The organism is Agriterribacter humi, assembly GCF_009192765.1.
Lineage (GTDB): Bacteria > Bacteroidota > Bacteroidia > Chitinophagales > Chitinophagaceae > Agriterribacter > Agriterribacter humi.
The window spans coordinates 1-13,121 of record NZ_VOHQ01000001.1; the positions used below are offsets into that span (position 1 = coordinate 1).

10 protein-coding genes are annotated in these 13,121 nt (G+C 37.6%); 9 read left to right on the top strand and 1 reads right to left on the bottom strand.

Annotated features, from left to right (window positions below):
* Together FRX45_RS00005 and FRX45_RS00010 are read left to right on the top strand one after the other, a co-directional pair.
* The coding region (locus tag FRX45_RS00005; RefSeq protein ID WP_317163076.1) for a putative PEP-binding protein at positions 1 to 620 on the top strand (620 nt) is incomplete at its 5' end.
* 220 nt (positions 621 to 840) lie between these two features.
* Entirely contained in the window at positions 841 to 1,398 is a 558-nt protein-coding gene (locus tag FRX45_RS00010) for a hypothetical protein (RefSeq protein WP_152266343.1), read from the top strand.
* 50 nt (positions 1,399 to 1,448) lie between these two features.
* On the opposite strand, the gene mgtA is transcribed toward FRX45_RS00010, so the two are convergent.
* Positions 1,449 to 3,959 carry a magnesium-translocating P-type ATPase gene (gene mgtA, locus FRX45_RS00015; protein WP_152266344.1) on the bottom strand — a complete coding sequence of 837 codons (2,511 nt, stop codon included), beginning with the start codon at positions 3,957 to 3,959 and terminating at the stop codon, positions 1,449 to 1,451.
* 528 nt (positions 3,960 to 4,487) lie between these two features.
* Between mgtA and FRX45_RS00020 the strand changes: the two genes are divergently transcribed.
* The 7 genes from FRX45_RS00020 (at position 4,488) to FRX45_RS00055 (ending at position 13,118) form a co-directional block, all read left to right on the top strand.
* Positions 4,488 to 5,336, top strand: coding sequence for a hypothetical protein (locus FRX45_RS00020; protein WP_152266345.1), 849 nt, complete (start codon positions 4,488 to 4,490; stop codon positions 5,334 to 5,336).
* 36 nt (positions 5,337 to 5,372) lie between these two features.
* On the top strand, positions 5,373 to 6,314 hold the full coding sequence (locus tag FRX45_RS00025) for a 1-phosphofructokinase family hexose kinase (RefSeq protein WP_152266346.1): 942 nt from the start codon (positions 5,373 to 5,375) through the stop codon (positions 6,312 to 6,314).
* A 62-nt stretch (positions 6,315 to 6,376) separates the two neighbouring features.
* Positions 6,377 to 7,456, top strand: a complete 1,080-nt coding sequence (locus FRX45_RS00030; RefSeq protein WP_152266347.1) for an efflux RND transporter periplasmic adaptor subunit — start codon at positions 6,377 to 6,379, stop codon at positions 7,454 to 7,456.
* A complete protein-coding gene (locus FRX45_RS00035; protein ID WP_152266348.1) occupies positions 7,453 to 8,712 on the top strand; it encodes an ABC transporter permease in 1,260 nt (419 codons plus the stop codon). The genes FRX45_RS00030 and FRX45_RS00035 overlap by 4 nt, the downstream gene beginning before the upstream one ends.
* A gap of 1 nt (position 8,713) precedes the next feature.
* The gene (locus tag FRX45_RS00040) at positions 8,714 to 9,394 is read left to right on the top strand and encodes an ABC transporter ATP-binding protein (protein WP_152266349.1); all 681 of its coding nucleotides are present in this window, start codon (positions 8,714 to 8,716) and stop codon (positions 9,392 to 9,394) included.
* 678 nt (positions 9,395 to 10,072) lie between these two features.
* Positions 10,073 to 12,088 carry a sensor histidine kinase gene (locus FRX45_RS00050; RefSeq protein WP_152266351.1) on the top strand — a complete coding sequence of 672 codons (2,016 nt, stop codon included), beginning with the start codon at positions 10,073 to 10,075 and terminating at the stop codon, positions 12,086 to 12,088.
* Complete coding sequence (locus FRX45_RS00055) at positions 12,057 to 13,118, top strand: response regulator (RefSeq protein ID WP_152266352.1); 1,062 nt, start codon at positions 12,057 to 12,059, stop codon at positions 13,116 to 13,118. Before FRX45_RS00050 ends, FRX45_RS00055 begins: the two co-directional genes overlap by 32 nt.
* The last annotated feature ends 3 nt before the right edge of the window (positions 13,119 to 13,121 follow it).

The following is a 13,121-nucleotide window of genomic DNA, read 5'->3' on the forward strand; positions in this document are numbered from 1 at the left end:
ATGAAGAAAATCCCATGCTTGGATTCCGTGGGGCATCAAGGTATTATAATGATTTATATAAGGAAGGTTTCCGGCTTGAATGTGAAGCTATTAAAAAAGTAAGAGAGGACATGGGACTGACGAATGTTAAAGTGATGATTCCTTTTTGCAGAACCGTTGAGGAAGGAAATAAAGTGATCGCTGTAATGAAAAGATTTGGATTGGAACAAGGCGTTAATTACCTTGAAATTTATGTGATGGCAGAAATACCCAGCAATGTGATACTGGCAGAAAAATTTGCAAAAATATTTGATGGTTTTTCTATTGGATCCAATGATTTGACACAACTCACTTTGGGTATAGATCGGGATTCGGCCATAGTAAGCGATTTGTTCAGTGAACAAAACGAAGCGCCTAAAGAAATGATTGCTGCCATGATTTCCAAAGCTAAAAAGGCCGGAAGAAAAATCGGATTGTGCGGACAGGCGCCCAGTGATTTCCCCGAATTTGCCAAATTCCTGGTAGAAGAAGGAATAGATAGCATTTCATTCAATCCTGATGCGGTATTGAAGGGAATCCAAAATATCCGGAAAGCTGAAGAAATGCAAATAAACCGGATACCCATAGCGTACACACTTTAGTATGCATTTTTAGATAAAACAATAATAATTTTTGTCGCTGCGTCTTTTGTGGCTAAAAAGAATTTACGTTGCTTGTGGTAATAATTTCTTTGAAGCTTATTTGCCCGTTTGTTTTATTGATAAACATTATCTGTTATTGGGCATCGGAAATAAGCCATGGCGAATTGTTATAGCATTTATAAGACTAAGTGTCATTTATCAATTTTTAAAAATCAAATTTATGGCGGTCTATTTAATATTATATTATTCGAAAACTGGCAACAGCAAATTCATTGCTGAAAAATTGTCTGCCGGATTGATTTGTAATTCGAAGAGGATAACGCCCATAATTGATAGCGTAGCGGTGCTATTTCTTCTATCGTTAATGAAAATAGGTATTCCAACAAATATCTCAAAAAAAGAAATTGAAGTTTACAGTGAGGTTGTAATTGTAGGTCCCGTTTGGGGCGGACTTTTAATTTCCCCTTTAAGAAACACGCTTAAAAAATGCATCAGGGCCTCCAAAAATATTCATTTTGCTGTTACCTGCGAAACCAAAGATGAGGAAAAGAATAATAAGTATGGTTATGCAAAAGTATTGAGGGAGGCCAAAGGTTTGGGAGACAAATTCGTCAGAACTACAGAAGCTTTCTCAACTTCCCTGGTAAACCCTGAGAATAAAGTATGGAGTCCAAAACTATCTGAAAAGATAAAAATAACGGAAAGGAACTTTAATAGTGAATTAAAATCAAGGTTACGCGATTTTGCTATTAAAATAAAGTCATTTGAGAAACAATAAATAAGTCTTTCGGGTAACAAGCAATGGTTTTTTATTTTAGTGATCTTTTTTCAAAGACCTTTTATTGCAATTTTTTTGTAAATAAACCGCTTTACAAATTCAGCACTGAAAAGATAAACAAATACCAATACCACGATAAAAATAATTATCTCAACCGGCAATACTTCGAAACCAATTTTTCCCGCAAAAGGAAGGTAAGGCAATGCCCATCCTATAAAAAGACATACAGCAACGCTGAAAATAAGTTTTCCTGACGGCCTGCTTTCATAAAAAGGACTATGCTGGGTGCGGATAATAAATACAACCAAAATCTGCGTGGCAAGTGATTCCATAAACCAGCCGGTACGAAACTGCGCTTCATTTACCGAGAAATATTTATATAACAACCAGAAAGTAATAAAGTCAAAAACGGAACTGGTGATGCCATAGATAAACATATAACGGTAAATTATTTTCAGGTTCCATTGTTGAGGACGATTGGTATAAGTGTCATCCACATTATCAGACGGAATGGTAATCTGTGAAGTATCGTATAAGAAATTATTGATCAGAATCTGTACCGGCAGCATAGGCAAAAAGGGCAGGAACAAAGTGGCGGCGGCCACCGAAAACATGTTGCCAAAATTGGAACTAAGTCCCATCAGGATATACTTCATCGTATTCCCAAAGATTTTCCTTCCTTCAAGAATTCCTTCCTTAAGCACCAGTAAACTTTTTTCCGTAAGAATAATATCAGCGGATTCTTTCGCTATATCGCTAGCGTTATTTACGGAAATACCAATATCAGCGGCTTTCAAAGAAGGCGCGTCATTAATGCCATCGCCCATATAACCTACGGCATGATGATGTGCTTTGAGTGCGCTGATAATGCGGTTTTTTTGCTCCGGAGAAAACCGGGCAAATATCGTTGTATTCACTACTCTTTTTTTAAGTGCATCATCGGTGAGTGTATCCATTTCATAACCGTCCATAATGCCTTTGACGGGCAGGTTGATTTCTCTGCATATTTTTTGGGTTACAAGGCGATTATCGCCTGTTATAATTTTCACTTCCACACCAATACCGGCAAGCTCCTTAATTACATCATCCGCGTCTTCTTTGGGTGGGTCCAGGAATGCTACAAAACCTTCAAAAGTAAGCATAACCTCATCATGCTTTGAAAACTTTTGATTCCCATTTATGTTTTTAACTGCAATGGCCAATACCCGAAAACCGTCAGCGCTCAGTGATTCATATTGCTTTACCGCCGCCGCAATAAAAGCTTTATCCTGAACACATACTTTTAATATTTCTTCAGGCGCACCTTTGCAAATGAGTGTTACCAGTTTGTTCTGCTCTGCCACTACGCTCATACGCTTTCGGTAAAAATCAAAAGGAATTTCATCCGTTTTGTGCCAGGCAGAAATGTCAAGCTTCTTAAACATAAGGATTGCATCGTCCAGCGGGTTTTTTATGCCGGTCTGGAACGAACTATTGAGGTATGCCAACTCGAAAACATGGTCTGAATGATTGCCCGAAAGATCCACACATCTTATCAGCTTTATTTTATCTTCTGTTAAGGTTCCGGTTTTATCGGTACACAAAACTTCCATGCTGCCAAAATTGGGAATAGCGGATAAATGTTTTACAATTACTCCCTTTTTTGCCATTTGCAAAGAACCTTTAGACATGGTCAGCGACATGATCATGGGAAGCAATTCGGGCGTGAGCCCAACAGCAATTGCAATAGCGAACATAAAAGACTCCAGTATATTTTCCTTCATCAGCGCATTGATCAGAAAAATAAACAACACCAGCGCGATAGTCATTTTCATAATCAGGTAACCAAACTCACGTATACCATGGCTAAAGTTGGTTTCTTCCACACGGCTGATTAATTTTTTAGCTATTTTCCCAAATTCAGTGCCGGCGCCGGTTTTTACCACTACCGTTTTTGCCGTACCGCTGATAACACTGGAACCCATAAAGGCCATATTATTCAGTGCATCCAAATCGTTGGTGGCGCCGGCAATGGCGTCAGCGTGCTTTTCACTGGGGAAAGATTCACCGGTAAGCGATGACTGATTAATAAAAAAATCATTTGCCATCAGAATCCGCACATCTGCCGGAACGATTTTGCCCGCGTTTAATAATACGATATCACCAGGGCATAAATCCTCCGGTAAAATATCTTTTTCTGCGCCGTTGCGAATCACGGTGGCTTTGCTTTTTACTGTTTGCTTTAATTTTTCTGCAGCATTCCTTGCATCTCTTTCCTGAAAAAAATCGGTTAATACACTGGCTATCACAATCAAAATGATAATAGAGGCATTAATATTTTCTGAAATGGAAAAAGAGATACCGGCAGCAGTTAATAAAAGAATAACCAGTGGGCTTTTAAAATGTCGCAGCAAATCCCGCCACCAGGCTTCTTTTTTATGAGAAGGAATCACATTAAGGCCATTCGTTTTTAAACGATTACCGGCGTCAGTTGAGCTAAGACCAATATCTATGTTCGTTTGCAACGTGCATAAAACCTCATCCTTTGATTGCGAAGCAATTGTTTTTAAATCATAATTCATGAAAGGAAACTTTTCAGGTTTACCAAATGAAACTGATTTTCAATCCGACAAAATGAATCTAAAATTATTCGAAAACCCGGACAAAAGACTGACAGAAATCACTGTGGTATTTGACACTTATCACAAATACAACGGCTTAACTCAATGTATGTAAAGATAATTTACCGGGTTTTCTGACCTTTCAATAGAATATTTTGACCAACCTCAAAAGGGAACATTTAATTCGCACCAATTCCATTTTGAAAACAAATATCATTCCTTTTAATGACCTCAGTCATTGCGGTTATTACATTGCATTTGGAATTTTGACTTACCATATCTGAACAAATGCAAATAGTAAACCATGATATTAGCTGGTTGAAAATTGAAATTCAATTTGCGTGGTTAATGACTATAGCCCTGATGATAGCTGGCTTACCATTACTTAAAGGTGTTATTGTTTCAATTCTTCTAAAATTGTATGAGCTATTCATACAGCATGCCTTTGAAAAATAAAGATATCATTCATTGAGGCTTAAAATTTATTTTATGAAAAAAGAAGAAATAGATGGATTTATCGAAGACAGGTTTAAAAAAATTGCCGGTCATTTTCGTAAAGCCATAGATAATTTTGAACCGGAAGATATCCGCGAATTCAGAGCTGAAATAAAAAAGCTTAAAGTTTTCCTTCATTTACTCAGCATGGAATCAGAAAATGGATCATCGTGCCGGATAACCAAACGGATAAAAACGATATATGGATATTTGGGTATCGTACAAAATTTTCAATTACAATTAAAAAAAACAAAAGAATATGTAAAAGAATCCGTGATTCCCTTGCCTGTTTGTTATGAAAATCTCCTGAAAAAGGAATTAAATTACTGGAAACAATTAAGCAAAGATTATATAGATACAGACTACTCTTTTCTTAATGACAAAAAAGAAATGATTTCCACTTTACCGGATAAACTGACTCAAACATCCATTAAAAAATTTATTCATTATACGCTTTATGAATTGAATACCATCTCCGGCAGATTGGATGATGTTGCTTTGGATAACGCAAGGAAATTCATGGAAGACATTTATTATAATTACACATTCATTAAGCCTTATATTACTCAGCAACAAAGTGACTTATTTAATGAAAAACAAATTGACGTTTGTCTCGAGTTATTCAATAATTACCGAAATAATTGTATTGCGCTCTCGCTTTTGCAAACCTTTGGAACAGAAGCACTGGATGAAAGTGAAAAACAAATATTAAAAAAAATGGAAGATGACTGGCTAAGTAAAAAGAAAGAACTAAGAGATCGGTTGTCAGCCACACTGGATTCCATACACATTAAGTTTACTAATTTAAGTGAATTTACTTTTTCAGATTCTTCAAATGAATAAACCTTTCTTCGAAAGCATTCATAATAAAACAGCACCATGCCGGATATTATAACCATCACTTTTAATCCGTGTATTGATAAAAGCACAACGGTGAGCGCTCTTAAGGCTGACCGGAAACTGAGATGCACTTCCCCGGTTTTTGAGCCAGGCGGTGGTGGAATCAATGTTGCAAGAGCAATTAAAAAAATTGGTGGTGAAGCCATTGCTATTTATCCTTCTGGTGGCTATTCGGGTAAATTTCTGAACTTTCTTTTGGAAGAAGAAAATCTTTCTGTACTCACTGTTGAGACAAAACACCATACCCGGGAAAATATGATTGTGCTCGACAAGGCCACTAACCAGCAATACCGGTTTGATATGCCCGGTCCGGACCTGTTTAAAAAGGAATGGCAGGAATGCTTATATAAGCTACAGGAAAACGACTCTGAATTTATCGTTGCCAGCGGAAGTTTACCGCCAGGTGTTCCTCCCGATATTTTTGCAAGGATCAGCAAAATGGCTAAAAAGGCAAAGAGAAAACTGATCGTTGACAGTACAGAAGAAGCGCTGAAACCTGCATTGGAAGAAGGCGTTTACATGATAAAACCAAACATAAGAGAACTAAGCGGGCTTCTGGGAAAAAAAGAATTGCAGGTAAATGAAATTAAACCGGCAGCAAAAGATTTAATCAATAGTGGGAAATGCGAAATAGTGGTAGTATCGTTGGGCCCTTTAGGCGCCATGCTGGTTTCAAAAAAAGACGTATTTAAAATCGCTGCGCCTGCAGTAAAAATAAAGAGCACTGTTGGCGCTGGTGACAGTATGGTTGCAGGAATTGTTTTCTATATTTCAAAAGGAAAAAATTTGTATGAAGCATTTCAATACGGCATAGCCTGCGGTACCGCAGCGACCCTAAATAATGGTACCGGCCTGTGCAAAAAAAAGGATGTCGAGAGACTGTTTGATCAAATAAAAAAAGAAGAAACTGACCTTCAATAATATGAATGTCAGATATAATTTTTCAGGGTAAGAAGTGCGGAGATTACATTCTAATGACTTGTATGGATAAATTAATTTTATCAATTTTTGCAATTCTCATCTTTTCCTGTAAAGGAAAACGGGAATCAACTAAGCCGGTTACAGAAAATATTACTGAATCAGTCTATGCCTCCGGCCTTATAAAGGCCAAAAATCAATACCAGGTTTTTAGTACCGTTTCAGGCATCATCAATAAAAGACTGGTAGCGGAGAATGACCTGGTACGAGTAGGAACACCGCTTTTTGAAATATCAGATAAGAGTGTAACACTTAACCGTGCGAATGCGAGCCTTGCGGCAAGCTATGCAGATTTAAGTGCCAACATGGAAAAATTAGCTGAAGCAAAAAATAATATTTCCATAGCACAAAGAAAATTTGACAATGATTCGCTCTTGTATGAGCGCCAGAAAAACTTATGGAGTGAACATATTGGAACAAAAATAGAATTAGAACAGCGTGAACTGGCATATAAAAATTCTAAAACGGTACTGAATTCTGCGACTATGGGTTATAGTGATTTGCGCAAAGAACTTGATTTCCGGGCAAAACAGGCAAGAACCAATCTTGCTATTAGCGAATATCACGAAGGCGATTTTGTGATTAAAAGTGCGTTGGAAGGTAAGGTATATTCTCTAACAAAAGAGCGGGGAGAAACGGTTAACCCACAAGCCCCTCTGGCTATCATCGGGGATGCATCTCTTTTTTTTGTTGAGTTGCAAATTGATGAAAATGATATTGTCAGAATCAAACTGGGGCAAACAGTTTTACTCACGATGGACAGTTATAGAGACCGCGTATTTGAAGCGAAGCTTTCAAAATTATATCCTTTATTAAATGACCTGACCAGGACATTCACAGCAGAGGCCGAATTTATAAAACAACCGGAAATGCTGTTTCCGAACCTAACAGCCGAGGCAAATATTGTGATCCGATCCAAAGCAAATGTGCTAACTATTCCCAGGGACTATTTGATAGACGACACTTTGGTAATAATAAAAAACAATAAAACGCAAAGAGTGGTAACAGGGTTGAAAGATTATCAGAAAGTAGAAATTATCCAGGGTATCACGGCCAATGATGTTATTTATAACCCGGAAAAATGAATTCTAAACTATTATTGAATGTTACCGGTTCATTATTGCTCGCTCGCATGAGGCAGTCCATTGTGGCAGCGGCTGGCGTAACATTTGGCATTGCGATGTTTATAACCATGCAAAGTTTTATGACGGGGCTTAACAAGCTACTTGATGGGCTGGTCATCAATCGCACACCCCATATCCGTCTGTATAATGAAGTGAAACCCAACGATCATCAACCGGTCAATGAGTCTCAAAAGTATAAAGGTTCCTATAATTTTATCCGTTCATTAAAAGCCTCCAATGTAAGACTTTCAATTTATAACAGCGGTTATATTATGGAGGCGATAAAAAAAGACGATCGTGTTGCCGGCGTTACCCCGCGCATTACCGCCAGAGCATTTTTTAACAACGGCGTGGTAGATATCAATGGAGTAATTAATGGGATAGATGCTGATCAGGAAAGTAGTCTTTTTCACTTTACAGATTACATAGTTGGAGGTAAGGTAGCGGATCTGAATAATATTTCTAACAGCATCATTTTAGGAAAAGCGTTGGCCGAAACCATGCTGGTGAGCATTGATGATGTGATTCAGGTAATCACGGCCGATGGTAACCGGTATCCCTTAAAAGTGGTGGGCTTTTTCCAATCGGGAATTCGTGACATTGATAAGGTACAGAGTTTTGCAACTATTGCCACCACACAGAAAATATTAGGCAGGCCAGGAAACTATATTACAGATATTGAAATTAAACTGAAGAACATGGATGCTGCTCCGGCAATGGCAAGGGAATATAAAAAAAGGTATCATACAGACGCGGAAGATATACAGACTGCCAATGCACAATATGAGACGGGTAGTAATGTACGCCTGGTGATCTCATATTCCGTTGCCTTTACGCTGTTGCTTGTGGCAGGATTTGGGATATACAATATCCTGAACATGATGATCTATGAAAAAATGGATTCGATTGCCATCCTGAAAGCCACTGGTTTTTCAGGCAATGATGTAAAAAATATTTTTATTGCTATCTCTGTGAGTATTGGAATAGCAGGCGGCTTGCCGGGCTTATTGTTTGGCTATTTGCTCGCCACCGGCATTAATCAAATACCCTTTCAAACCGAGGCCCTGCCAACCCTAAAAACATATCCTGTAAATCACAACCCGGTATTTTATATTGTTGGGATTCTCTTTGCTTTATTAACCACCTATCTTGCCGGACTATTTCCAGCCCGCAAAGCAGGTCGCGTAGATCCCGTGGATATCATAAGAGGAAAATAATATGAGCACACCCATTTTAGAGGCGCGGCGTATTTCAAAATATTTTTACGACCCGGTAAAAATCAAGATTTTAAAGGATATTTCAATTTCTATAGATAAAGGTGAATTTGTTTCTGTGATAGGCAAATCAGGATGTGGCAAGTCAACGCTGCTTTATATATTGTCTACTATGGATACAGACTTTGAAGGAGACCTGCTCATTGACGGCGTAAGCATGACCATGAAAAAAGAGGCCCAACTTGCCGCTGTTAGAAACAAAAAGATCGGCTTTGTATTTCAGTTTCATTACCTTTTACATGAATATACAGTGTTGGGAAACGTGATGCTCCCTGCACTAAAACTAAATAAATACTCTAAAGAGGAAATTGAAAGCAGAGCGATTGAAAAATTAAAAATACTCGGTATTGCTCACCTGGCAAATAAAAGATCCAATAGAATTTCAGGTGGGGAAAAGCAACGCGTAGCGATAGCCAGGGCATTGATCAATGATCCCCACATCATCATGTGTGATGAGCCTACAGGTAACCTCGATAAAACTAACTCGGCTCTGGTGTTTGATATTTTTATGCAACTTACCAAAGAATTTAATCAGACACTTTTAGTCGTAACACACGACAACAATTTTGCCGCGGCCACAGATCGTATCATTGAAATGGAGGATGGATGTATCATCCGGCAATAGTCATTTGTCATCTTGCCATAAAAACAGCTTCCAGGTTTCATGGCATATATTGAATTGGCATCTTTTTCCGGACGCATTGCGCAGTTTAATGATGACGTTTTCGTTTATTTGAATGCTTTGCATTGACGGTCTTGATTGCTTAGTTAGTGCTTAGTAATTATTGCTTTTTGATTCTTTATACTTCCCACTTCATTTCCTGACCCGTTCCGAAAAATAATGCAGAAGACTTTTTGCTTAAGGCACTTTTTGAAAACCAAAATGAAATACAAGATGTTATATTAAAAAGGGGCCGGATACAAATCCACCCCTATACTAATCCAATATCCTATGAAAAAACCGATGTAAAAATAAATGCTGCTTTGTTTTGTAACGATGTTCTTAATTGCCAATTTCAATGATTGAGATCAGTCTGTCAACCCGAATTATAACAAAAAGCGATTTCCGGTTATATTTTTAATAAGTTACCCGTTTTCTGCAAAAACAATATGAAGAGCAAAAAATACTATTTAAATCACGGGGAAAGATGACGAAAATCATATTGCTATAGAAACTTTCGGTCTATTTTACAATCAAATGATTTTTTAGTCCGAATTCGGTAAATCTATTTCCAATTTGTAATAGCTTTACGAAGGTAAAATTGAATTTTGGTGTCTTTTCACTAACCTCCAACCTGATAAAATGTTTACCGGCATTGAAAGTTCCTACCATTTTGAGGCTTTTTTTGAGTACGCCACTATGGGAATTTTAGTTACTGACGACCGTGGCCGGATTATCGCAATTAACCCTTTTGCTTTGAAGGAATTCGGATACGCAGAAGAAGAGTTGATTGAGAAAATGGTTGAAATATTAATTCCTCAAAGATTTTATAATAAGCATGTTCATCATCGTGAGCAATATGCCGAAAATCCGCAAACCCGGCCCATGGGATTGGGACTGGATTTGTTTGGTGTAAGGAAGGATGGTTCAGAATTTCCCGTAGAGGTGAGCCTTGGCCATTACACAAACAACGGCAGTAAATACATTGTAGCTTTTATTACTAATATTTCGGTACGTAAAGCAGCAGAGACTGAAATTGAAAAATTAAATATTGAACTGGAAAATACAGTATTGCTCCGGACAAAGGATTTGCAGGAAGCAAAAAGGAGGCTTGAAAATGTTTTGTCATTTCAAAAAACATTATTGGATACTGCGGGCGCTATGATTATTGCTACCGATGAAAATGGGATTATCAAACTCTTTAATCCCGAAGCGGCCTGCAAGCTCGGATATAACGAATCAGAGGTTGTTGATAAAAAAACTCTCGTATTATTTCATGCTAAAAAAGACATTGAAAGAAAAAGAAAAGAATTATTGAAGTTGTTTGGCATAAAAGTAAAAAATAGCTTCTCTGTACTGGTAGAAAAAGCCAGTCGCAATATCCATGCAGAAGAAGAGTTCAATTATGTAACCAAAGCCAGTGCTTCATTTCCTGTGTCACTAACCATTACGGCCCTAAGAGATATAAAAGGAAATATTACAGGGTATGTTGGTATTGCCATTGACATATCGGAGAGAATAAAAGCCGAAAAAGAGTTAAAAAATGTACAGCGCCTATTTCTGCAATTATTGCATAATTATCCCGATGGCATTATCAGTATTATTGATAAAAACTACCATTTCGTTTATACTGGCGGTGAACTGCATAAACGTCTCCATTCAAATATCGAACAATTGATAGGTAAAGAAATGTATCCGCGCTTTCCTGAACCTTTGCGCAAGATTATTTTCGCAATGCTTGAAAACGTATTTCAGGATAAGGTGTTTATTGCTGATTTCGAACTTCCCTATCCTATTGTAAACCACATTTATATAATGGATGCTTTCCCATTAATAGAAGAGGATGGTTCGGTGAAATACATCGGTGTTATTATTAAAAATATTTCTAAATTAAAAAAAGCGGAAGAAGGTTTACGTGAAGCGCTTAAAATAGAAAGAAATTTAGGTGAATTAAAGTCCCGGTTTGTATCTATGGCCTCGCATGAATTCCGTACGCCTCTCAGTACAGTGCTTTCATCAGCGTATTTGATAGAAAAATATACCACTGGTGAAGACCAGCCAAAACGTGAAAAGCATGTGCAGCGGATTGTTTCATCGGTTAATATGCTGACGGATATTTTAAACGATTTTCTTAGCTTGGGCAAAATAGAAGAAGGGAAATTGCAGGCAAAATTTTCAGCATTTAACATAGAAGAGATAATTCATGTAACCCTGGAAGAAATTAAAAATAATCTGAAAAAGGCACAGCAAATCAACTATCAGCATGAAGGCAACCCAGGTATCCTTTTAGATAAGTCCTTGCTTAAACACATCGTAATGAATTTGGTTTCCAACGCGAGCAAATTTTCTTCGGATACATCCACGATAGATATAAAAACCATCAATGAAGATGAAAAGATCATATTATCCGTGAAGGACAATGGAATAGGCATTTCGGAAGAAGACCAGCAACATTTAATGGAACGTTTTTTTCGAGGTACCAATGCCGGAAACATACAAGGCACCGGCCTCGGATTACATATTATATCCAAATATGCTGAAATGATGAATGGAAATATTCAATGCAAGAGTGAGCTTGATAAAGGGGCTGAATTTGTAGTGACATTTAACACTAAAACAAATCATCATGAAAAAAATACTTTTGATAGAGGACAATGACGATGTTCGCGATAATACTGCGGAAATACTTGAATTGTCAAACTATAAAGTCATTGTAGCCGAAAATGGTATGACCGGAGTTCAAAAAGCCCTGGAGCATTTACCGGATTTGATCATTTGCGATATCATGATGCCTGTGCTGGATGGCTACGGGGTGCTTCATGCTGTTCATAAAAATAGTACAATAAAAAATACCCCTTTTATTTTCCTCACTGCCAAAACCGAACGTGGCGATTTTCGAAAAGGAATGGAATTGGGCGCCGATGATTATATTACCAAACCGTTTAGCGGAACAGAGTTGCTAAATGCAGTGGACAGCCGGTTAAAAAAAATTGATCTGCTAAAGCAAGAATTATCACCTGATATGGAAGGCCTGGAATATTTAATGCAGGCATCACTTGGTAAAGATCATATGAAGCTACTCGCAGAAGACCGGAATATCAATAAATACAGCAAAAAACAAATCATTTATTCGGAAGGAAATCATCCAAACCGGCTTTATTATGTTTTAAAGGGAAAAGTAAAAACGTACAAGAGTAATGATAACGGAAAGGAACTGGTTACAGAACTTTTTTCTACGGGAGATTTCCTGGGCTATGTAGCGTTGCTGGAAGGCACGGCGTATAAAGATTCTGCCGCTGCATTAGAAGAAACCGAACTGGCTATAATTCCACGCGAAGATTTTGATCAACTGATCAATACAAATAAAGAAGTAGCTCAAAAATTCATCCGGCTGCTTGCAAAAAATATTTCTGAAAGGGAAAATCAACTGGTAAATATCGCTTACAATTCATTACGCAAAAAAGTGGCTGATGCGCTTTTAATGCTGTATAGAAAATACCACCAAACTACCGAAGAGTCCGATATGATGATCATAAGCCGCGGCAGCCTTGCAACCATTGCGGGTACCGCAAAGGAGTCCTTAATACGAACCCTCAGCGATTTTAGAAATGAAAAGCTCATTGATATAAAAGATGATGGAAGCATTCTTATTTTAAATTTGAAAAAACTTGAGTTTTTGGTCAATTGAAAG